The sequence below is a fragment of the Alkalicoccus daliensis genome (assembly GCF_900103955.1).
Lineage (GTDB): Bacteria > Bacillota > Bacilli > Bacillales > Salisediminibacteriaceae > Alkalicoccus > Alkalicoccus daliensis.
In genome coordinates this window covers 104,615-128,095 of sequence record NZ_FNIL01000006.1, presented here as the reverse complement: position 1 = coordinate 128,095, position 23,481 = coordinate 104,615, and the positions used below count along the sequence as shown (strand labels likewise).

At 36.4% G+C, this 23,481-nt stretch carries 21 protein-coding genes and 1 pseudogene; 16 read left to right on the top strand and 6 right to left on the bottom strand.

The annotated features are described in order from the left end of the window. Positions 1–71 precede the first annotated feature (71 nt). The gene (locus BLP92_RS10995; RefSeq protein ID WP_090843009.1) at positions 72–1,019 is read right to left on the bottom strand and encodes an LCP family glycopolymer transferase; all 948 of its coding nucleotides are present in this window, start codon (positions 1,017–1,019) and stop codon (positions 72–74) included. Positions 1,020–1,201: 182 nt separating this feature from the next. Between BLP92_RS10995 and BLP92_RS10990 the strand changes: the two genes are divergently transcribed. The 13 genes from BLP92_RS10990 to BLP92_RS10930 all read left to right on the top strand — a co-directional run bounded on the left by BLP92_RS10990 (position 1,202) and on the right by BLP92_RS10930 (position 16,142). Next, positions 1,202–1,945 carry a YveK family protein gene (locus tag BLP92_RS10990; protein ID WP_090843008.1) on the top strand — a complete coding sequence of 248 codons (744 nt, stop codon included), beginning with the start codon at positions 1,202–1,204 and terminating at the stop codon, positions 1,943–1,945. Next, the gene (locus BLP92_RS10985; protein ID WP_090843007.1) at positions 1,935–2,639 is read left to right on the top strand and encodes a CpsD/CapB family tyrosine-protein kinase; all 705 of its coding nucleotides are present in this window, start codon (positions 1,935–1,937) and stop codon (positions 2,637–2,639) included. Before BLP92_RS10990 ends, BLP92_RS10985 begins: the two co-directional genes overlap by 11 nt. A gap of 32 nt (positions 2,640–2,671) precedes the next feature. After that, complete coding sequence (locus tag BLP92_RS10980) at positions 2,672–3,445, top strand: tyrosine-protein phosphatase (protein ID WP_090843006.1); 774 nt, start codon at positions 2,672–2,674, stop codon at positions 3,443–3,445. 495 nt (positions 3,446–3,940) lie between these two features. Beyond that, positions 3,941–5,761 (top strand): nucleoside-diphosphate sugar epimerase/dehydratase, encoded by a 1,821-nt coding sequence (locus tag BLP92_RS10975; RefSeq protein ID WP_090843005.1) that lies wholly within the window; start codon positions 3,941–3,943, stop codon positions 5,759–5,761. A 79-nt stretch (positions 5,762–5,840) separates the two neighbouring features. Beyond that, positions 5,841–6,479, top strand: coding sequence for a sugar transferase (locus tag BLP92_RS10970; RefSeq protein ID WP_090843004.1), 639 nt, complete (start codon positions 5,841–5,843; stop codon positions 6,477–6,479). Next, positions 6,476–7,348, top strand: coding sequence for an NAD-dependent epimerase/dehydratase family protein (locus tag BLP92_RS10965; RefSeq protein WP_090843003.1), 873 nt, complete (start codon positions 6,476–6,478; stop codon positions 7,346–7,348). Before BLP92_RS10970 ends, BLP92_RS10965 begins: the two co-directional genes overlap by 4 nt. Next, a complete protein-coding gene (locus BLP92_RS10960; protein ID WP_090843002.1) occupies positions 7,345–8,463 on the top strand; it encodes a glycosyltransferase family 4 protein in 1,119 nt (372 codons plus the stop codon). The genes BLP92_RS10965 and BLP92_RS10960 overlap by 4 nt, the downstream gene beginning before the upstream one ends. Then, positions 8,450–9,829, top strand: coding sequence for a nucleotide sugar dehydrogenase (locus BLP92_RS10955; RefSeq protein ID WP_090843001.1), 1,380 nt, complete (start codon positions 8,450–8,452; stop codon positions 9,827–9,829). Before BLP92_RS10960 ends, BLP92_RS10955 begins: the two co-directional genes overlap by 14 nt. Position 9,830: 1 nt before the next feature. Next, complete coding sequence (locus BLP92_RS10950; RefSeq protein ID WP_090843000.1) at positions 9,831–10,814, top strand: SDR family oxidoreductase; 984 nt, start codon at positions 9,831–9,833, stop codon at positions 10,812–10,814. An 18-nt stretch (positions 10,815–10,832) separates the two neighbouring features. Beyond that, a complete protein-coding gene (locus BLP92_RS10945) occupies positions 10,833–12,023 on the top strand; it encodes a glycosyltransferase (protein WP_090842999.1) in 1,191 nt (396 codons plus the stop codon). A gap of 41 nt (positions 12,024–12,064) precedes the next feature. Then, a complete protein-coding gene (locus BLP92_RS10940; RefSeq protein WP_090842998.1) occupies positions 12,065–13,165 on the top strand; it encodes an EpsG family protein in 1,101 nt (366 codons plus the stop codon). A gap of 16 nt (positions 13,166–13,181) precedes the next feature. Beyond that, positions 13,182–14,288, top strand: a complete 1,107-nt coding sequence (locus BLP92_RS10935; RefSeq protein ID WP_090842997.1) for a glycosyltransferase — start codon at positions 13,182–13,184, stop codon at positions 14,286–14,288. Positions 14,289–14,888: 600 nt separating this feature from the next. Next, positions 14,889–16,142 carry an oligosaccharide flippase family protein gene (locus BLP92_RS10930; RefSeq protein ID WP_090842996.1) on the top strand — a complete coding sequence of 418 codons (1,254 nt, stop codon included), beginning with the start codon at positions 14,889–14,891 and terminating at the stop codon, positions 16,140–16,142. 380 nt (positions 16,143–16,522) lie between these two features. On the opposite strand, the pseudogene BLP92_RS18345 reads toward BLP92_RS10930, so the two are convergent. The 4 genes and pseudogenes from BLP92_RS18345 to BLP92_RS10915 all read right to left on the bottom strand — a co-directional run. After that, positions 16,523–16,792: pseudogene (locus BLP92_RS18345) on the bottom strand (transposase); the annotation flags it as partial. Between the two features lie 39 nt (positions 16,793–16,831). Continuing rightward, the gene (locus BLP92_RS10925) at positions 16,832–17,560 is read right to left on the bottom strand and encodes a transposase (protein ID WP_244516793.1); all 729 of its coding nucleotides are present in this window, start codon (positions 17,558–17,560) and stop codon (positions 16,832–16,834) included. A gap of 37 nt (positions 17,561–17,597) precedes the next feature. After that, complete coding sequence (locus BLP92_RS10920; RefSeq protein WP_090842994.1) at positions 17,598–18,074, bottom strand: transposase family protein; 477 nt, start codon at positions 18,072–18,074, stop codon at positions 17,598–17,600. 299 nt (positions 18,075–18,373) lie between these two features. After that, entirely contained in the window at positions 18,374–18,706 is a 333-nt protein-coding gene (locus BLP92_RS10915) for a hypothetical protein (RefSeq protein WP_090842993.1), read from the bottom strand. Positions 18,707–18,958: 252 nt separating this feature from the next. Between BLP92_RS10915 and BLP92_RS10910 the strand changes: the two genes are divergently transcribed. The 3 genes from BLP92_RS10910 (at position 18,959) to gloA2 (ending at position 21,881) form a co-directional block, all read left to right on the top strand. After that, entirely contained in the window at positions 18,959–20,125 is a 1,167-nt protein-coding gene (locus BLP92_RS10910) for a nucleotide sugar dehydrogenase (protein ID WP_090842992.1), read from the top strand. Positions 20,126–20,214: 89 nt separating this feature from the next. Continuing rightward, positions 20,215–21,483, top strand: a complete 1,269-nt coding sequence (locus tag BLP92_RS10905; RefSeq protein WP_090842991.1) for a hypothetical protein — start codon at positions 20,215–20,217, stop codon at positions 21,481–21,483. An 11-nt stretch (positions 21,484–21,494) separates the two neighbouring features. Next, positions 21,495–21,881: an SMU1112c/YaeR family gloxylase I-like metalloprotein gene (gene gloA2 / locus BLP92_RS10900; RefSeq protein WP_090842990.1), complete on the top strand. Its 387-nt coding sequence runs from the start codon at positions 21,495–21,497 to the stop codon at positions 21,879–21,881. Between the two features lie 214 nt (positions 21,882–22,095). Here gloA2 and BLP92_RS10895 read toward each other — a convergent pair whose 3' ends face one another. After that, entirely contained in the window at positions 22,096–23,481 is a 1,386-nt protein-coding gene (locus BLP92_RS10895) for a glycoside hydrolase family 32 protein (RefSeq protein WP_090842989.1), read from the bottom strand.

Genomic DNA, 23,481 nt, shown 5'->3' with positions numbered 1-23,481 from the left:
AAAAAAAGCGAAAAAAAAGAAAATATACCTATAAAAAACAGAGGCGCAAAGCCTCTGTTTAACGAGAAGTATTAAGATTCGTCTTCCTCATCATTTACAGCAACAGAACCGTCTTCCAGCTCAAGGTGCGTCCGAAGTTCATTACTGATGCGCTGGCGTTCTTCGTCTGACACCAACAGATACCAAATGCCGTCAATGGTAGCTCCTTCACCGGTAACTTCCATTGTCTCCTGATTGTTACGTGCAGATGAATAATTCTGCATCAAATCAGTGATGTTATCGAAATTCATATTGGTGACTACATTTGAACCTACAGCACCGAGGATATCCTGCACCCGCGTGATGGAGCTGAACTGTGCACCTTCACTAATCATCGCATTCACAACCTGTCGCTGCCGGTCATTTCGCCCGAGGTCTCCGCGGGAATCTTCCTTTCTCATACGGGAGAAAGCAAGTGCCTGATCTCCGTCCAGTTCTACCTGGCCTTCATTGAACGTATAACCGCTCTGGTTAAATTCAAAATTGTTATCTACGGTTACACCGCCGAGTGCATCGACCATATCTTTAAAGCCACTCATGTTGACAGTAACAAAATAATCTATCGGAATATCAAAATAATTTTCTACAGAATCCATTGCCATATCCGCACCACCGAATGCATAGGCGTGGTTTACTTTATCCATAATGCCTTTACCGACAATTTCCATACGGGTGTCACGCGGGAGACTTACCATCCGCATAGATTCATCGTTTGGATTGACGGTAACTACCATCATAGTATCTGTACGCCCAGAAGTGGACTCCTCCGCATCTACACCCAATAGAAGAAAAGATACAGGATCTTCGTTGTCCATATTCACTTCCATGTCCCGCTTATCTGATTTGTCCCGTTCCAGTGTTACATGCATATCTGAATCTATCGTGTCCCTGACAGAATCATACAGATAATATGCATAGCCGCCTCCGATAACCAGTAAGAGTAAAAACAGACTGCCTGCGATAATTAGAAATTTTTTCATATATTTGCTCCCCTATCCATTCTTTTGTTGATTTTAGTATAATCCCGAAGCACTGCTTTAGCAATAAACATTTTTGAAGAAAATGAAAGAATTTGGGAGAAAAGATTTACTTTCCTGCAAATATCCGTTAGCATATATAAGAGCTAATGACTAACCATTTCATCGATTACAGGAGGAACATAATGGAAGAAACAATAAGCCTCTCGGAGATTCTCCAGACGCTGAAACGACGTATAAAAATGATTATAAGCATTACACTCGCAGCCGTTGCTTTCGCAGCTATCGTATCCTACTTTATTCTAACCCCCACTTATGACGCGTCCACGCAGCTTCTCGTCAATCAATCCGCTGAAGAAGGACAGCTTTATACACAAACTGATATCAGAACCAATGTTGATTTAATTAATACTTATAATGTAATTATTACGTCTCCGAGAATTTTGGAGCCTACACTGGAAGAGCTCGGTTTAGAGCGCAGTATTGGTGACTTACGTAACCAAATTAATGTATCCGCAGAAGGAGATTCTCAAGTAGTAACAATAACAGTAGAGGATGAAAATCCAGCACTAGCAGTACAGATTGCAAATACACTCGCAGCTGTATTTCAAGATGATATCGTGGAAATTATGAGTGTAGATAATGTTTCTATGCTGTCTGCGGCAGAACTCACTGAAAACCCTACTCCTGTGGCACCGAACCCGACATTAAATATGGCAATTGCTTTTGTGGTTGGACTGATGCTAGCAGTTGGTATTGCCTTCCTTTTGGAATTCCTGGATAAAACAGTGAAGACAGAAGAAGATGTAGAGCAGAAACTGGGCATCCCGGTCTTAGCTTCTATTTCTACGATGAACACAGATAAATTAACTGATGCGAATTTAACGCATACGAAACGATCTCAGGGACGTGAAACTTATGGCGCGTAGTAAAGCAAACAAGCAGGAGATGTCCGATAAACAGCGGGCGCTGATAACAGAGTTTGATAAGCGCTCACCAATTTCCGAGCAGTACCGCACATTACGAACAAATATTCAATTTGCTTCTGTAGATAAAGAAATTAAAACACTCATGGTAACGTCTTCTTCTCCGGGAGAAGGGAAGTCAACCACTGTAGCGAATTTAAGTATCGTACTTGCACAGCAGGATAATAAAGTGCTGCTTGTCGATACAGATCTTCGCAAACCGACAGTACACTTCTCATTTCAGGTGCCGAACCAGGCAGGATTTACGAATGTGGTAACAAACAAAGCTTCCTTAGAAGATTCAGTTTTTGAAACTTCTATTGAAAGGCTTGATGTACTACCATCTGGTCCATTACCGCCGAATCCGAGTGAGCTGCTTGGATCGGCGCGTATGAAAAAATTTGTAAGAGATGCAACGGCTGTGTATGATTATGTTATTTTTGATGCCCCGCCGGTAAATGCAGTAACTGATCCGCAGATTATTGCCGGCTTGGTAGACGGTACAATTCTGGTAGTCCGCAGCGGTCAGACAGAGGAAGAACATGCACAGAAGGCCGTAGAGTCATTAAGAAAAGTAGATGCAAATATTCTGGGAGCGGTTTTGAATGACCGCGCGATGGAAGAATCCCAGTATTATTATTATTATGGAGAGAGCTGAGGCTCTCTCTTTCACGTAAAGGAGTGTTTTGTATGATTGATTTACACAGCCACATTCTTCCGGGACTTGATGACGGAGCTTCCTCTGAAAATGAGATGCTTACGATGTCGAAAGCCGCAATTGAAAACGGGATTACCCAGATTACAGCCACCCCGCACCATCAGAATGGCACTTACCTGAATGAGGCAGAGACAATTAAAAAAGCAGTAGAAAAAGCGAATGCAATTCTGCAGAAAAATCAAATGGATCTTACGATTCTTCCCGGGCAGGAAGTACGTATTTACGGAGAACTGCTGGAAGATATCGATGCTAAGAAAATCCTCCCGCTCAATGAATCGAAATATATCTTTATTGAGTTTCCGTCTAACCAGGTGCCCCGCTACGCCAAACAGCTTCTGTACGATCTGCAGATAAAAGGATATGTTGCTGTGATCGTTCACCCGGAAAGAAATAAAGTTTTGATGGAGCATCCGGACAAGCTGTTCCAATTTGTACAGAATGGAGCGATTACCCAGGTGACCGCAGCTAGTATTCTCGGGAAATTCGGAAAAAATATTCAGCGGTTTTCGCAGGATTTAATAGAAGCGAACCTTACGCATGTGGTTGCAAGTGATGCGCACAATACTACCTCTCGAGGATTCTATATGTACGAGGCTTATGAATTTACTACAAATAAATATGGAGTAAATATGACAGAAAGGTTTCAAAGAAATGCGGAATTAATCATTGCAAACGAATATGTTCTGCTGGAGCCACCGCAGAAAGTAAAGCCAAAATCTTTTATAGAGAAGATTCTTAAGAAATAAAGTGAATCTATATACCCAGTGAATATATTAATTTCTTTCGATTAGGAAGCTGAATAATACGAATTGATGATGAATAAGGAAGAATCGACTCATAAAAATTGGGTATTATGAGAAAATATAAAAGAAAGACCTATTTCTAACATTCATTATGTGGTAAACTATGGAATAATATTATAAAAAAATAGTGGGGTTCTTTTGATTTACATAAGCCTTTACGTTTATTAAGTAGCCTCACTTTAAAAATTGTTTCTTCTTTAAATCTCCTTCTTCAGCTAGACATCTAAATTAAGGAATATTCGTAAACCCTTTAATGATTTTCAAGAAAAAACAGGAGGGTGTAATAAAAGCCCTCTTCATCTATATGAGCAACTTGGTTAAATGAACCAATGAAGTAAGCAGACATAAAACGTAAAGCCGTTTTTCACATTCGATGAAATGAGATAAAGGGCTTTGTGTTTTTGCAGCATGTACTAAACAAATGAGGAGGACTCCACCTTGGGTTATCGAACACGACTCGGCTTACTTATACTGATTGATTCTCTGATCGTAATGCTGTCTATTTTTGTAGGTAACTGGCTGATTGCTCCCGCAGCGCAGATTCTGACTGCCGGTCTGATTGCTACTTCCATTGCTCTTATAATCAGCCACCACATTTTTGCGCATATTTTTAAGCTTTATAAACGCGTTTGGCAGTATGCAAGTATTAAAGAGCTTTCCTCTATTTTCACAGCTGTAACTTTTTCAATTGCAGTAGTGGCACTAATGCAAATAGCTATGTTTCAAACGGTGTATTCACGAACGCTGTTAATCACATGGATGTTGCACATCCTTCTGATCGGAGCTTCGCGTTTCTCCTGGAGGCTATACCGCGATACGAAATTCAAAGTCGACCCTAATAAGAAGCGAACACTGATCATCGGGGCAGGCAACGGTGGCACAATGGTAGCGAGACAGTTGATGAACAGTGAAGTATCGGAACTGCGCCCCGTAGCTTTTATCGATGATGATCATTCAAAGCTCCATTTAGAAATGATGGGGGTACCAGTCCTCGGATCAAGCAATGAAATTGAAAAAATTGCACACGAAAAAGAAATTGAACATATCATCATTGCAATCCCTTCCTTATCTAAAAAAAATTTAAACAAGATTTTTGAACAGTGTGCAGAAACAAAGGTAAGAACGCAGATTATGCCTTCAATTGAAGATATTATGTCCGGGCGTGTAAATGTTACTGCGATGCGTGATGTCCAGGTAGAAGATTTACTCGGGAGAGATCCCGTAGAACTCGAGACGGAAAAAATTGAGAGAAAGCTCAGTGGGAAAACTGTTCTTGTTACAGGTGCAGGAGGTTCGATCGGTTCAGAAGTGTGCAGACAGATCGCACGTTACTCTCCGGAAAGGCTCATTCTATTAGGACATGGAGAAAACAGCATTTATACCATTGAAATGGAACTGAAAATGAAATTTCCGGAAATTATTCTGGAAGCGGAAATTGCAGACGTCCAGGATAAAGAAAGAATGAAAGCCATTATGCTCAAATATACGCCAGAAGTTATTTATCACGCAGCGGCTCATAAGCATGTTCCATTAATGGAAAAAAATCCCCATGAGGCAATCAAAAACAATGTAATCGGTACAAAGAACGTAGCGGAAGCTGCAGATATTGCCGGTGTGAAATCTTTTGTAATGATCTCAACTGATAAAGCCGTAAACCCTACTAGTGTGATGGGAGCTTCAAAACGAATTGCAGAAATGGTCGTGCAGCATATGGATCGTGTCAGCAACACAAAATTTGTCGCAGTTCGCTTTGGGAATGTATTAGGAAGCCGCGGAAGTGTAATTCCACTCTTCAAGCAGCAGATTGCAGTGGGTGGACCTGTCACAGTTACTCACCCTGATATGACAAGGTATTTTATGACGATTCCGGAAGCTTCGAGGTTAGTTCTGCAGGCAGGTGCAATTGCAGAAGGTGGAGAAACTTTTGTACTTGATATGGGAGAGCCGGTTAAAATAGTAGATCTCGCTAAGAATCTTATTAGATTGTCAGGGTTCTCTGAAAATGAAATTCCTATTAAATACGCTGGAATGAGACCTGGAGAAAAACTATTTGAGGAGTTACTTGGAGAAAATGAGGTGCATCAAGAACAAATATATCCGATGATTTATCGTGGAAAAACGCCTCCAGTGAATATTGAAGTAATTCATAATTTGTTAGCCCAGTTTGGTAGAAACACTCCTACAGAGTTAAGAGAAATAGTGTTGGATATTGCGCATTTTAAAGAAGAGAAATTAGGAAAATTCGCTATGGCAAAGTAAAAACTAAACTTATTAAATAGGGATAGCGCCTAAAAAATAGTTTCTTGAAATTAATTGAGTTATAAAGGAGGGTATTAAGATGTATTTTAAAATTAAAAGATTGATGGACTTTACTTTATCTTTCTTAGCTATGCTATTTTTATGGCCTGTTTTTCTTATACTGGCAATAATTATAAAGATTGATTCGAAAGGACCAGTGTTCTTCAAACAAAAGCGAGTTGGGAGTAATAAAAAATATTTTTATATATTAAAATTCAGAACAATGCGAGCAGAGACCCCAAAGGATATGCCAACTCACCTTTTACAAGATCCGGATGCATTTATTACTAAAAGTGGAAAATTTTTAAGGAAGACTAGTTTAGATGAGCTTCCTCAAATTATTAATATACTAAAGGGCGATATGAGTATCATCGGTCCAAGGCCGGCTTTATGGAATCAATATGATCTTATTGCTGAACGTGATAAGTATGGGGCGAATAATGTTCCTACAGGGTTAACAGGATGGGCACAAATTAATGGAAGAGATGAACTGCCTATTTCTTTAAAATCAAAGCTTGACGGAGATTATGTAAAAAATATTGGTTTGAAAATGGATGTGAAGTGTTTCTTTGGAACAATACTAAGCGTGATGAGAAATGATGGAGTACTTGAAGGTGGAGTAAGAGATATAGAAATTGATAAAGAAATAGCTAGTAGTAAGGAGAATCGCTCTTTATGAAAAAAATTTTAGTAACAGGAGCAAACAGCTATGTCGGAAAGAGTTTAAAAAACTGGTTAGATCAGTATCCCTATGCATACTCACTGGATGCTATAAGTGTAAGAGGAGAGGCATGGAAAGAGAAAAGTTTTTCGGATTATAATATCGTGTTTCATGTTGCAGGGATAGCACACGTATCTTCCAATCCTAAAATGGAAGAGCAATATTACAAAATTAATCGAGACCTTACGGTCGAAGTGGCAGAAAAAGCGAAAAACGATGGAGTGAAACAGTTTATTTTTATGAGCAGCATCATTGTATATGGAGAAAGTAGTAAAGAATCTAAAGTTATCGATTCAAAAACTCAACCAAACCCAAGCGACTTCTATGGTAAAAGTAAACTTCAAGCAGAAGAAGGAATAAGTCTTTTAGAAGATGAGAAGTTTAAAGTCGTTATTATAAGACCTCCAATGATTTATGGCAAAGATTCAAAAGGAAATTATCCTAAACTAGCTAAAGTAGCTCGTAAACTTCCTATCTTTCCTAATGTTGATAATCAACGCAGTATTCTTCATATTAATAATCTCTCTGAGTTTATCCGATTAATGATTGAACATGAAGAAAGAGGACTTTTTTTTCCACAGAATAACGAATATGTTAAAACAAGTGATATTGTAAAAACTATTTCTGAAGTACATGGGAAAAAAATTAGGTTAATTAGAACTTTTAACCCTATATTAATTCCTTTGGTAGGCAAAATAAAAATTTTTAATAAGGTCTTTGGTAATTTAGTTTATGAGATGAAAATTAGTGATTATAAAAAGAACTATAGAGTACATGATTTCAAGAGCTCTATTGAAGAGACTGAGTTAGGAAGTAGTAAAAAATGAGTAAAGTACTAATATTAGTGAATCATGATGTGGTTATTTATAATTTTAGGAAAGAATTAGTTGAGCAATTAATAAGCAATAAATATGAAGTTTACATATCCTCCCCATACGGAAAAAAAATAGAATTATTAAAAGAAATAGGAGCTCATTATGTTGAAACTAATATTGAGCGTCACGGTACGAATGTAGTCAATGATTTTAAATTAATTGCAGAGTATAGAAGAATGATTAAAAAAATTAAACCGGATATAGTAATTAGTTACACAATAAAACCTAATATATATGGCGGTTTAGCCTGCAGATCTCTTAAAGTACCGTACATAGCTACTATTACAGGATTAGGAACTGCTTTAGAAAAAGATGGAATCATGCGAAATATAATAATAAATTTATATAAAATTGCATTTAAAAATGTACAAACCCTATTTTTTCAAAATAATGAGAATATGAATTTCTTTAAAAAGCATAATATTGCACTTGATTCTCACAAACTTGTTCCAGGATCAGGAGTGAATTTAGAAGAATTTCCCTTCAACAAATATCCAAAAGAGAGTCAAGAAATAAATATACTTTATATTGGCCGAGTAATGAAGGAGAAAGGAATTGAAGAATTAGCGGAAGCAGCTAAATTAATAAAAAAAATCAATGAAAAAGTTAATTTTGAAGCAGTGGGCTTTTATGAAGAAGATTACATGGATAAAGCTGAGGAATTGGAAAGATTGAATATTATTACCTTTCATGGAGTTCAAGAAAATGTAAAAGAATTTATTATTAATTGTAATGCTGTAATTTTACCTTCTTATCATGAAGGAATGGCTAATGTTCTTTTGGAAGCTGGAGCAATAGGAAGACCAATAATAGCTTCATCGATCTCAGGATGTAAGGAAATATTTGATGAAGGGATCTCAGGCTTAGGCTTAGAACCGAAAAATGTTGATAGTTTATACAATACGCTAAACAAATTCATTAATTTAACTTATAGTCAAAAAAAAGCTATGGGATTTTCCGCAAGGAAGAAAATCGAAAGTCAATTTGATAGAAGGAAAGTCGTTGATTCTTATCTTGTGGAAATAGAAAATGTAATTAAAAAAGGAGAACATAATGAGTTTATATGAAAAAATTGTTAATAAGACAGAAAAGATATCTATCATTGGTTTAGGGTATGTAGGTATGCCTATCGCTGTAGCTTTTGCGGGTAAAGCGGAGGTTATAGGTTTTGATGTTAATAAAGAAAAGATTGACCTTTATAAAGCTGGAATAGACCCAACAAAAGAAGTAGGGAATGAAATAATTAAAAATACTACAGTAGATTTTACTTCCGATGAAAAGAAGTTAACGGAAGCAAAATTTCATATTGTTTCTGTACCGACCCCTGTTAATTCCGACCATACTCCGGATCTAACTCCTATTGAATCAGCAAGCCATATACTTGGAAGAAATCTAACAAAAGGATCAATAGTGATTTTTGAATCAACAGTTTATCCTGGTGTTACAGAAGATATTTGTGTACCTATTTTAGAAAAAGAGTCTGGTTTAAAATGTGGTGTAGATTTTAAAGTTGGGTACTCTCCTGAAAGAATTAATCCAGGTGATAAAGTGCATCGTCTTGAAACTATCGTTAAAGTAGTATCTGGCATGGATGACGATACATTAAATATAGCAGCCCAAGTGTATGAATTGGTAGTGGATGCGGGCGTCCATAAAGCGGAAACAATTCAAGTGGCAGAAGCAGCAAAAGTAATTGAAAATGCACAAAGGGACATTAATATTGCATTTATGAATGAACTCTCTATTATCTTTAATAAGATGAATATTGATACAAATGCAGTGTTAAAAGCAGCAGGTACTAAATGGAATTTTTTGAAATTTAGTCCAGGTCTTGTTGGAGGACACTGCATAGGTGTTGATCCATATTACCTTACATATAAAGCAGAGCAGTTAGGATATCATTCTCAGATAATACTTTCAGGGAGAAAAATTAACGATGGAATGGGAAAGTATATCGCTGAAAATACAGTAAAGAAAATGATAAAAGCTAATAAACAGATTCAAGGCGCCAAAGTTGCTATATTTGGTTTTACATTCAAAGAAAATACTCCAGATGTTAGAAATACGAGAATAATAGATATTACCGAAGAGTTAGAAGAGTACGGAGTAGAAGTGAAAATTATAGACCCAGTTGCTGATAAAGAAGATTTATTGCGTGTATATGGAATAACCTTAAGCGAAGTCGAGGAAGTTAACGATGTAGATGCGGTAATAATGGCTGTGCCACATGAAGCATTTAAAATGATCAAATTAGAAGATATTAAGAAAATGTTTAAAATAACCAAAAAAAGTAATGCGTTAATTGAGGGCAGTAGTAGTTTGTTTTCAGAGTCCTATCTAGAAGATCTAAAAAATGCTCGTGTATTAATTGATGTAAAAGGGTTATTCAATAAATCAGAAGCAGAAGAAAGCTTTTTATATTGGAGGTTGTAAAGTGGGATATAAAGATTTGAAATTTCCAAAAGGAAGTAAGTTTTTAGTGACGGGCTCAGCTGGATTTATTGGTTCAAATTTAGTAGAAGCTATTCTCAATTTGGGATATGAAGTAACAGGAATAGATAATTTTTCTACTGGTAAAAATGAAAATGTAGAATTGTTTATTGATAATCAAAATTACACTTTTATTGAAGGTGATATTACTAATTTAGAGACATGTATGAAAGTATGCGAAGGTATAGACTATGTACTGCATCAGGCTGCTTGGGGTAGTGTCCCAAGAAGTATTGAAATGCCTCTATTCTATGAAGAGATCAATATTAAAGGTACTTTATTTATGATGGAAGCAGCTAAACAAAACCGGGTTAAAAAATTTGTGTATGCATCAAGTTCATCTGTTTATGGAGATGAACCAAATCTCCCTAAACAAGAAGGTAGGGAAGGGAATGTTCTTTCGCCCTATGCATTAACAAAAAAAGTAGATGAAGAATATGGGAAGTTGTATGCAAAATTGTATGGCCTTGACACATATGGACTTCGTTACTTCAATGTTTTTGGGAGAAGACAGGATCCAGATGGAGCTTATGCAGCAGTAATCCCGAAATTCATTAAACAATTACTCAACAATCAATCCCCAACAATTAATGGTGATGGAAAACAAAGTAGAGATTTCACTTATATTGAAAATGTAATCGAGGCAAATTTAAAAGCTTGTAAAGCTCAAGGTGAGGCGGCTGGAGAAGCCTATAATATTGCTTATGGTGGTAGAGAGTATTTAATAGATATTTTTGAAATCCTATGTAAAGTACTAAAAAAGGAAAGTGTAAAACCAATATTTGGACCTGAAAGAGCTGGTGATATTAAGCATAGTAATGCAGATGTATCTAGAGCAAGAAAAATGTTGAATTATGAGCCTCAATGGAGTTTTGAAGCGGGAATTGAGGCTGCAATAAAGTGGTATAAAGAAAATTTGACACGTTAACAGATATGAGGTGAATAAATGAGTTTGCTTTTTGTACATGATACTAAGATAAAAAAAGATGAATATGGAAACTATTATACAGGTGGAAGTTATAACGAAGAGGTTTGGGAAAGGTATAAATCTGTTTTTTCTAACATAACAATTATAGGAAGAAAAGAAGAGTATATTTATGACTCGGATTATGCTGAAAAAAATTTTAATATATTAAATAATCCTTGTGAATTGCTTCCTGACACAAAAAATTCAGTTAAGTCGTTTATTAATATTAAAGAAAATATGAATAAAATGAAAATTATCGAAAGAAATGTAATTAAAAATGATTATATTATAGCTAGATTGCCTAGCAACGCTGGGAATCTAGCTATAAGATATGCTAAAAAACATCAAAAACCTTATTTGATAGAAGTAGTTGGGTGCTCATTAGATACTTTATGGAATTATAATTATAAAGGAAAAATGCTTGCTTATTTTAGTTTTATGAAAATGAGAAACAAAGTTAAAAAAGCTACTTTTACAATATATGTTACAAGTAACTTTTTGCAAAAACGTTATCCTACTTTAGGAAAAAGTGTTAATTGTTCAAATGTAGTATTAACAGATTTTAAAGAGGAAGTTCTAAACAATAGACTGAGATTAATTAATAATTCAAATTATAAAGAAAAAATCTCTCTTGGAACAATTGGAGATGTTAACGTTAAATATAAGGGTCAAGAAGATGTAATTAAAGCAATTGGTTTACTAAACAAAAGAGGCTATAAAAATATTAGCTATCACCTAGTGGGAGGTGGAGACCAGAATCGTTTAATTGAAATTGCAGAAAAATATAAAGTGAGAGCAAATATAAAATTCTATGGTACCATGTCACATCATATGATTTTTGAATGGTTAAAGAAAATTGACGTTTATGTGCAACCAAGTAAAACCGAAGGTTTGCCCCGAGCTTTAATAGAAGCTATGAGTTTTGGCCTTCCTGCATTTGGTACAAAAAGTGGAGGGATTCCAGAGTTACTTGAATCGAAGTTTATTATTAATAAAAACAAAAAATATATAGAAAATATAGCTAATATGATTGTTAGCTTTAATAAAGAGAATATGATTTTGCAAGCGAAGCGAAATTACTTAGAAGCTAAAATGTATGATAAAGCATTAATTGAAATACGGAGAAAAAGATTTTTAAAGGAATTTAAAAATTCACTCAATGAAGAATAGCGTATAGGAATTTGAAGTTGTAAGTTAGGAGCATAACTAATATGTATTCTTATATATTTTATATATTAACTATAATGTTAGCCACTTTATTTGCAGGTCTAGCAGAGAGGTACTTCAGGTACAACAAAAATGGTGAAAAAGTGCCACACTTATTTTTTTGGCTCCTATCAATGAGTGTATTGATCTTAGTTATGGGGTTGAGAAGTCCTAGTATAGGAGTTGATGATTTAAATTATCTTAGAAGTTATGTTTATGCAAACAGTGTAGGATTAGGACAATACTATCAAACTTATACAACTGAACCAGGTTTTTATATTTTAAATAGAATTATTTATGTAATATTTGATGATTTTCAATGGTTAATAATTATTACTTCTGCTTTTACAGTGTATTGTTTCTATAAAATCTTTGCTAATCAAATAGGGAATGCATCGTTACCACTTATTGTGTTTATGTTTGCAACAACTCAATACTTTTATTATTTTGGAATAATAAGGTTGGGTTTAGCTGTATCAATAATTTTATTAGCTTATCAATTTATTTTAAATAATAACAAAACAAAATATATAATAATGGTTTTACTAGCAACTATGTTTCATTATTCAGCTTTATTTGCATTAATTTTATTATTTATTAATATAGATTACAAAAAAAATATTAAAAGTAGTTCATTACTTAAATTAATAGTTATTTTACCAATAGCTTTAATATCAATAAGATTACTTGTTTACCCTTTTATAACAGCAAGTAGGTATCAAAACTACATAGAAACAATAGGAATAATTAATGTTGGCTTTATAACAATTATACCTTTTCTGATATTATTTTTATTGCACTATAATAAATTTCAGCATAATAAGTTCTATAACTTCTATTTTGCATTATTTATAATTTATGTTACAACTGATATGTTTTCTCCAATTATAGGAATAGGTAGAATGATTTGGTATGTAAATATTAGTTTCATTTTTTTAATGGCAGCAACTATAAAAGTTAATAAAGATTATGCTATGAAATTTCTTTTTCTGATTTTGTTTATTATTTATTGTATAATATATAGTTATTTTGCATATTTTGGGGATTCTCATAGAGGAATGTTTATGATTCCTTACGAAAATATTTTATTTGAAATCAAAGAATAAATTGGAGGAAATATAAGTGAAAATTAAGATTCTCTTCTTTATGTATTCGTTATCGGGAGGCGGTGCAGAACGGACAGTTGTAAATATTATTAATAATTTAAATAAAGAAAAGTATGAGGCAGTTATAGTACTTGTAAAAAAAGAAAATAATGTATATTTAGATTTGTTGTCGAAACATGTATCTGTGATAATACTGAATGGAGATAGACTAAGAGGGAGTATTTTTAAATTACGTAGATGTATCATTTTAGAAAAACCCGACTTATTATTTAGTACAATTAATGGGAATAATATTATTTTATTATTAGCTAAATTATTATCGTTTTCTAAAATTCCCACAATTGTTAGAGAAGCTAATAACAGAACTCAGTCAGGAAAGGTCACTCCAATAAATAAAATATTCACTTACATAACATATAATTTTATATCTAATCAAGTTATTACTTTATCTGAAGGAGTGAAATTAGATTTAGTAAATAATTTTAAAATCAAAGAAAATAAAATAAAAGTTATTTATAATCCAGTTGAAGTAGACCAAGTCTACAAATTAAGTTTAGACACAGTAGAGGATTTTGAGAGAAAAGATAAAGAGAAATTAATGATAGCTGTAGGGAGGTTAGCTGAGCAAAAAGATTATCAAACTCTATTGAAAGCATTTGAAATTATAAACAAAGAAGTTAATGTAAGACTTTTAATTCTTGGCATAGGACCTTTAGAAAAAAGTTTAAAAGACCTGTGTGTTGATTTAAATATTGAAGATAGAGTTGTTTTTCTTGGGTTTAAAAGTAATCCATATAAATATATGAGGTTAGCTGATTTGTTTATATTGAGTTCTAAGTGGGAAGGTTTTGGTCATGTAATAGTTGAAGCAATGGCCTCAGAAGTACCTGTGATTTCTACTAACTGTAAATCAGGGCCAGACGAGATAATCGAAGAAAATAGATATGGAGTCTTAGTACCAGTTAGTAATATAGGAATTCTAGCAAGTGAATCAATTGAACTATTAAAAAACAATGAAATGAGAAGAAAGTATTTAATTGAAGGAGGGAAAAGAGCAAAATTTTTTGATGCAAAAAAAATAGTTAAAGATTACGAAAGTTGTTTTAAAGAAATTCTTTCATAAAATCAAAGAAGTACTTTATGAAGTTCAAATAGAATTTAGTTAGTTGCTAAACCTAAAAATTTTAAGAACTTTCTTATTCATATTTTTAATGAACTTCTTAGATTGTAAAAAGAAATTGCGGAAGACTATTCAAAATCGGTTTTCCAACATTACGTTATATAGTATGTAAAATACACTGAACTATGTAAAATAATTGTCCGATACGTCTTAGGTTAAAACTTACAGCCAATTTGCTACACTCGGGTATAAAAATAGAGCTATTACTCAAGCTTACAAAGAAATTCTGGAAAGATATTCGGAAGTCTTCCAATCTTGGGTATAGGATCTAAATGTGTTTCTTACTTTCCAAAAAAATGACAGTGTAAATAATGTAAACTATAAGAGGAGGAGATTATAACAAACGATGAACGCAGATTCCACAACGGTTTAACCGGTGCTATAGGAGAGGTTTCGAATTCGTTACAAAAGAATCAGAGGAGAAACTGGGCAAATTCTACTTTGAAGCGATACCCTAAGTACCTTGCATCAACTTATTGATACTACCTATATATTAAATTCTAGATGTATTACTTTTCATTATATAAGAGATGAGGAAGGTCCATGTTGAATTTTAGTAAAACAAATAATAAAGATTTTTTAAAGCCACTTTCTCTTAGAAAGAATATGTCTTGGACTCTTGCAGGCAATCTTGTGTACGCAGCATGTCAATGGGGGATGTTAGTAGTTTTAGCGAAATTAGGAACGCCAGAAATGGTAGGAATATTTGCATTGGCTCTAGCAATAACTGCTCCTGTTATGATGTTGACTAACCTACAATTGAGAGCTATACAAGCGACCGATACAGTGGAAAGATATACTTTTAATGATTATCTAGGGCTAAGGTCGCTTATGTCTTTTATTGCTCTTTTAATAATATGTCTTATCATTTTACTTACTAACTATTCTTTTGAAACTATGCTGGTCATATTGATTATAAGTGTAGCTAAAATTGTTGAATCTATTAGTGATATCTCTTTTGGTTTAATGCAAAAGAATGAATTTATGGATTATATTGCTATATCAAAAATAATAAAAGGAATTTTATCTCTGGTTACTTTTGGAACTATACTTTGGATTACTAATAGTATCATTTATGGGAGCTTATCTTTAGTAATAACATGGGGAATGGTTTTAATACTTTTTGATGTATATAATGCTAAGCGATTTGCAAAATTCAAGCCTACTTTCAATTTTGCTAAGATGAAGAATATTGTTATTCTTTCTTTACCTTTAGGTGTTGTTCTAATGATGGGATCTTTAAATACTAATACACCTAAATATTTTTTAGAATATTATATTGGTCAAGAAGCATTAGGGTATTTCGCGGCTTTGGCATACCTTATAATAGCTGGTAATACTGTTATTAGTGCTTTAGGTCAATCAGCTACACCGAGGTTAGCAAAATATTATGCAAGCGGGAATACATATAGTTTCAGGAAATTAATTTATAAATTAATTTTAATTGGATTGTTAGTAGGTAGTTTAGCTCTAATGGGAGCGATAATAATGGGGGAGGAAATATTAACAATATTATACCAAGAAGATTATGCTAATTATTCATATGTTTTTATATTAATTATGATAGCAGGAGTAATTAAATATGTAGCTTCATTTTTAGGGTATGGAATTACTGCCACACGTTCTTTTAAAATTCAGCCCTTAATAGGTGGAGTGTATGTAAGTGCAAGTTTAATAGGGGGGTATTTATTAATACCCTCCTATGGGTTAGAAGGAGCGTCTTACGTATTAATTTTAGCTTCTATTGTGGAACTTGTTACTAAGAGTATAGTATTAATAAAGTTGTTATATTTTTAATGTTGACGACTTTTAATTTATTTTATTCAAAAAAGTTTAAGCAGTAAGTAGCTTGTTTGAGACATTGAAGAAGAGAAAAACTCTTTTTCAACGTCTTTCTTTTTCATTAAGAACCCATATTCTTTTAAAGAATAAAATTAGTAAGCAGGTACTTCATTATAAGCAGTTGTTGCAAATAGGGGTGGCTTTGGATGCTCTAAAACTAGGTTAGAATTATGTTCGATATCATGAAGGGGCCTTACTTTCCACCCATATTGTCGAGGTATAGAGGGAATGTAACGGTCAAGTAGAAATGGTTCATGCGTAGTTTTGGGGAACTGCTCCCTCTTCTAGCGTTCCTATTTGTTTTTCTTTTTTCACAATAACAATGAGGCGTTTGTTTATAAAATAACAGAACGATATAATACACGTTTTCGTAACAGGTCAAAGGAAGCTCTGCCATACATGATCGCTTTTTGCACTTTCAATCGATGCACATGCCCCTCAACTACGCCATTACTCCAAGGCAGAAGAACAGCATGGCGAATCCCCAGAGAATCTTTGTTGACTCTTCGAAGAAAACGTTGGATCGCAGGGAAAGCAGCCCATTCTTTTATCTGAAGAAAAGAATCAAAAAGAGTATCGTCTTTCTGCACAAACATTTGACGAAAAGTAACTAAAAAGGATAGTAGTTGCTGGAGCGGAGGCCATCAGGCCTCCCATTCTTCCTTTATTTCTCCAGTTGGCTGCTTCGGATGAGACATGCTCCACAGCGTTTTGAACACTTCACTGGGTTTAATCACCGAGGCTGGAGGAAGAAGTTGTTGTCTCTCTTGGGCAATCATCGTATTGAGAGTAGAACGAGCACCCTGATAGCCGGATTGCCTGCATACCACCTCAATCTCATCTCCCTTCTTTCCTTGCTGGATCAATGCATGGATAAGAGAACGATAGGAATCGTAGGGAGAACCCCGTTTATGGCTTGGTGGTGTTTGCACGGTTAAGTAATGATAAATCGTCCCGCGTGCCAGGTGAAAGGCGCGGGCTAATCCCGCAACAGATTCTCCTTGTTCATGGCGTAATTGCACCTGCTGGATCCTCTGCCAATGCTTCTCTTCCCTTTCTTCCCGTTTTCGGTCACTTTTCCTTTTGGAGGAAGAGGTTGGAGATTTGGGAATGATCGGTGGATCCTTTCGTTTCGCAGGGAAGTAATGATAGACTTCTTCCTTGGCGGATTCGAACAAACCTTTTAAAATATGCCAGCGGTCAGTGACCTGAATAATATGAGGCGATGTTTCTGTAATCGCGGTTTGATAGGCTCTCGAGCCATCCCGACTGACCGTTTGAATGGAAGGATGATGGAGGAGCCAATGCTTCACTTGTTCTTCCGTACGCCCTGGGAATAAATCAATCGGTCTGTGCGTAAGTAAATCAACCACAATTGTTCCATAGTGAAACCTTTTTCGCAGAGCAAAATCATCTATTGCGACGAAAGGGAGTTTCTTTCGATGATGATTCCGGCGTCGCACGGATCAAGTATAAAAAAGCATCATGACTGAGGGGGATACCCATGGCTTTGCTGCAGCGCTCTGCAGCCTTGGCACTCATAGAAAAAGCCAGTTCCTGCAATAACAGCTGCAGTCGGTCCGTATTTCGTTTGGAAGGGGAAATCCCTGGGAGTCGTTCTGTAAATATCTTTACATGACATAGGGATTGCAAGCAAAACCATTTATTCGTTTGAAGCAGGAGCGTGACCTGTTTCCCGGAGACCGGCAGGTCTCGCAACATTCGCACATAGCGGCTATGTTTTTTGTGGTTAGAACAGTGGCATTGTGGGCAGCTGCCTGTTTTCTTTGATGAAACAGCCACCACTTCTATTTTTTCCGAGCTTTCCTGCCAAGCGACAATATCCATTCCTTCGATTGGTTCATAGAAATTAGGCAGTGTATGCATGGAAAACACTCCTTTTTGTTTCTATTTCTCGATAATATTCAATGATAGTCTCCCCAAAACTACGCATGAACCACTTTAGTCTAGCAGTCACAGGGAACCACGTGGGTAAAGGCTGGCTGTGAACTAAATCGGCTAAATGTATAAAATTTTCAAAATAATTACTGAGGAAAAAATGAAAGTCAGTTATTAAATTTATAAGAAAGGATTTGATTGAGGTTATTGTTTACTACAAGTAGAAGAAAATGTCCGGCGAGCATCGGACATGAAAAAGGGTTAATCTATAAGGCAGCAAAATATCACTACAGCAGCCACTGTCTCCGTAAAAAATAACTTCCTCCACCATCATAAAACTCCTGTATCTGCGGCATAAACTCTTTATAAACTTCGAACGCATTAAAATAAGCATTCATTTCTTCCGGCGTAATTTCATCTTCTACAGGAGAAAGCATATCGAGGCCATTAATAATAACTATTTCCGGTTCAGTGCCAGTGCGGTTCATGATAATATGAACATAAAAAGTTTCTTTTATCGTCTCACTGACGCTGGAGATTACAGCGCTCATTTCCACCACGGTCTGTATCCGCTTTTTATCACGCTTCATACTTTTTATCATACCTTCTGTAAATACCATAAAAGGAACCTTCTTTCTTTTAGGGAGTAATAGGTGGATCTGTCTAGATTCTTCTAGATCTATCTTACCAAATAATAACAGAAGAAGTTATATTAATTTTTAAAGATGGTACATAATAAGAAGCATTGTTTTTACTATAGAATGGTAATTCCCTCGAGAATAAGATAAAATGAGGAAGGAAATGAAAGTACATATATTCTAGTGAACGCAGTGGAAAAGCTGCATGGATAATACATGAAGGAGTGTCAATGAATGAAAATAGCAGTAGCCGGTACGGGGTATGTGGGGTTATCCAACTCCATTTTATTAGCACAGCATAATGAAGTGGTAGCGTTGGATATTGTAGAAGAGAAAGTAAACATGATTAATAATAAAAAGCTGCCCATTTTTGATGATCTCATGGCCGAGTACCTGGAAAAAAGGGAGTTAAACCTACTTGCGACGCTTGATGCAAAGCAGGCATTTAAGAATACGGATTTTGTGATTATCTCCACGCCGACAAACTATGATCCGGAAACGAATTATTTTGATACTTCTTCTGTAGAAGCAGTAATTACGAAAGTACTGGAAATTAATCCAGAGGCAGTAATGGTTATTAAATCCACCATTCCTGTAGGCTATACTGCAGAACTGAAAGAAAAGTACAACACAGAAAACATTATTTTCTCTCCCGAATTCCTGCGGGAAGGAAAGGCTCTCTATGACAACCTGTATCCATCCCGCATTGTGGTGGGAGAACAGTCGGAAAGAGCTAAAACTTTTGCAGATCTGCTGGTGCAGGGAGCAATCAAAGAAGACATCGACGTACTGATGACAAATTCTTCGGAGGCGGAAGCAATCAAGCTGTTTGCGAATACCTACCTTGCCATGCGGGTAGCTTTCTTTAATGAACTCGATTCCTATGCAGAAGTACGCGGGCTGGATCCCCAGCAGATTATTGACGGGGTAAGCCTTGATCCGCGGATCGGCACGCATTACAATAACCCTTCCTTCGGCTACGGGGGCTACTGCCTGCCGAAAGACACGAAGCAGCTCCTCGCAAACTATGAGGACGTGCCGAACAACATTATGGCCGCAATTGTCGATGCGAACCGTACAAGAAAGGACCACATTGCCCAGATGATCCTGGAGCGGAAACCGGAAAAAGTAGGAATCTTCCGCCTGACAATGAAAACCGACTCCGACAACTTCCGCCAGTCCGCGATTCAGGGCGTCATGAAGCGGATTAAAGCAAAAGGTGTGGAAGTAGTAGTCTACGAGCCTGCGCTTGATGAAGCAGAATTCTACGGCTCTAAAGTAATGCATGACTTTGAGGAATTCAAGGAAGAAGCGGACGTCATCGTGGCGAACCGCCTGTCGGAAGACTTACTCGATGTAAAAGATAAAGTATATACGCGTGATTTGTTCAATGCGGATTGATAAATGACTGCAGCCTTCGACGGTGATGGAAACTGTTGGAGGCTGTTTTTAACGCTGCGTAATTAATTCACTGAAAGTGAGGTATCGGAATGGTTGCATTTCAGGACATGATTTATGATAACAGCCTGATACTGGCTATTATTGCAATTAATATGACCATTATCGGCTTAACATCACTCGCGGAAACAAAGCGGGTAGTGGGGGTGGACTACGGGAAGTTTCTCGTACGTAAATTCAAACTGCTGTACATAATAAGGATCTACCATTTGCTGGTGCTGTTTGCTGTTGTAAATATCCTCTCTCTTTTTCTAATGTTTATAGAGCACCCGGTCTTTCGTCTGGCAAGCTTTCTGTTTTTAGTTTGCAGCTTAATCTTTGCTATATACTATTTTTTCTCCTACATTATTGCCGAAAATTCCCGCGTGCGGAATCAGATTTACCGGGATGAATTAGTTGGCCTCTATTATGAAAGTGAAAGCCTGGATCACCAGGAGGCAGATGTAATTACGAAGATGAGCGGAGGCTCCAGGACAGAGAAAAAGCTTTCTAATAATGTAATTGACTATTTTAATACATATAACGCAGATTCACAGAAGGCATTTGAAGACATTTTTGGTCCGGAGTCTATGATTTATCACCCTCGTAAAATCAGCAGGTATATGAAAAAGAACTTTGGAGGCAAACTTCCTTATCAATACAGAAGAGAAGGAAACATAAAAGATATATCCTACGAATACTTTCAGCTTTTTCGTTCCGTGGAGCATCAGGATAAATGGACATTGGAGATCCTGCGTTTATTCGGCGGGGAGCGGAAAGAAAAAGATAGATTTGCACCAATTCGTTTATATAATATTACGCGTGTAATGACACATATCAATCTATTTGGGGACCCGGCAGTCATCTTCCGATATAAATTCCTTTCCTATCTGAGAAAGTATTATATGGATGCGGTGTATACAACCAGGATGGAACAGAGAAAGTACAGTAGAGATGATACTATAAAAAAAGCAGAAGAATATGCTTTTATTCAGCTGGTGAAGTATACATTTGACGAGCGGGGACTGCAGAATGAGTATTTTCAAGCTGAAGTCCGTAAGCTGTTTAAAGACTTGCTGCATCCTGAAAAAAATCAGGGACAGCTCCGTATGAAGGATAAATTTTTCCTTTTGCTGGAGCAAATTGTAACGGTGCCTTCCACATTAAAGGAAGAGACTTTTGCAGAGATTCTGAATGAGCATCTGGAGGCAAATAAAGAAGCAGCTTTTTCCTTACAAGATGTAAAAAATGCATTGAAGAAATTAAACGAAACAAGCGAACAGCAGAAATCACGAATCACAGCAGCTGCTTTGTTTCAATAGGGGACCGAAAAATGAAACTCAATAAAATCCACCATATCGCAATCATCTGCGCCGACTACGAAAAATCAAAAGACTTTTATATACGTGTCCTGGGACTGGAGCCTCTGCAGGAAGTGTACCGAGAAGAGCGTGATTCCTATAAGCTGGATCTTGCAGTAGATGGAGAGTACCAGATAGAGCTGTTTTCCTTTCAGGGCGCTCCTGAAAGGCCTAGCTTTCCCGAAGCGAGAGGGCTGCGCCATTTAGCTTTTGAAGTAGACTATCTGGAGGAAGCAGTAGCGGAGTTAACGCAGGAAGGAATTGCAGTCGAGGAAGTGCGGGTGGATCCGCACACTTCCAAGCTGTTTACTTTCTTCTCGGATCCGGATGAGCTGCCGATTGAGTTGTATGAGAAGTGAAAAAGGTAAAAGGCTTCAAAGCAGGGGATTACTAATAAATACTTGAAGCCGTTAATGGATATTAAAACCCGAAGGATAAAACTGTCCTGTTACCCTTAGTTTTTATAACTTGGAATTCTAAGGGGAAAAAAGTTTTGATAGACGAGCTTATAAAAACATTTTCGCGGAGAAAACCTCAATTGGGTTTCTCCGCGGAAGACTTTAACTCAGGGAATTATTCATAGCTGTAAATCAGTGTTTCATTGTCTGGAGAAAGCTGTTCAAAAACAACGTTTGTTTCCTGGAAGTAAATCCTTAGAGAGACTGTCAGCTGATGATTGATAAAAAGCTCGAAGGCAGAATGATCAATAAAGGCTTCCAGTTCGATTTGATCTGCTTCCTCTGGTAATGGAACTGTTAAACAATCTTTCTCTCCAGCAAGCATTCCGGTACGATTCAGCATAATGTGTTTTTTGGATGAATCAACATGCAGGGTAAAAGCATCCCCTTGCCCGGACGTTACACTCCATTCCACATCTTGATCACTGCGGCCTTTATAATGGAAAAAAAGATGAGTGAATTCCAGGTTTACCTGTGGGTTCTCCTGTTTTACTGCAACAGGATGCTTCTTTAAAACAGCGTCTTTCCATTCCGCAACGGGTGTCATTACTAGATGATTATCTAGTAGGGAAAGTTCTCTCGGGAGAGTGAGGGCACCTGCCCAGCCTTCTTTCTTTTCTTCCATTGCTTTTTCCCACATGTTCATCCAGCCAATAAGGATTCTTCTTCCTTTGGCATCTTCAAATGTCTGCGGGGCATAAAAATCCGTGCCATGGTCGATTTCCCCTTCTGTCAGCGTTTCAAAACCGTCCTTGTTCCAATTGCCGACAATGTAACGTGTTTTAGAGTCCATCAATCCCATAGGTGAATAAATCAAGACGTCTTTGTCTTCCAAAGAAAAAAGGTCTACACATTCCCACATTGTCCCCTGATGAGCCCCCCCTTCCAAAACTATTCCTTGGTAGCTCCAGTTCGTTAGATTTTCTGAAGTATAATAGACGAGTCTGCCGCGGTTGTTATAAGAGGTGCCTATAAAGAGATACCATTTTCCGTTTCTCCATGTCACTTTCGGGTCCCGGAAATCTTCGGAAGCCTGTGCTGGAAGAGAAGGAATGATTGGTGCTGGAAACTTATCAAAATGGATCCCGTCTTCAGACACTGCTGCGCACTGCACTTCTTTTGGGCTTTTTTCTTCATTGTGGCCGGTGTAAATTAAATACAGTTTATCATGATGCACCACCGCGCTCCCTGAGAAACAGCCCCCTTTTTCATACTCGTATTCTGGAGCAAGTGCAACAGGAAGGTGTTCCCAGATCAACAGATCCTTGCTTTTCACATGCCCCCAATGCATAGGTCCCCATTCTGTGCCATAAGGATAATACTGATAAAATGCATGATATTCTCCCTTGAAATAAACAAGCCCATTCGGATCATTGATCCAGCCGACAGGAGCAGTGATATGATAGGAAGGGCGATATATGCTGTTTGGAAGAAGGGGGAGCTTCTCCCGGATGAATGTATCTGCTTTCTCTGTCGTGTAGTTTGTAACAATCGTATTCAT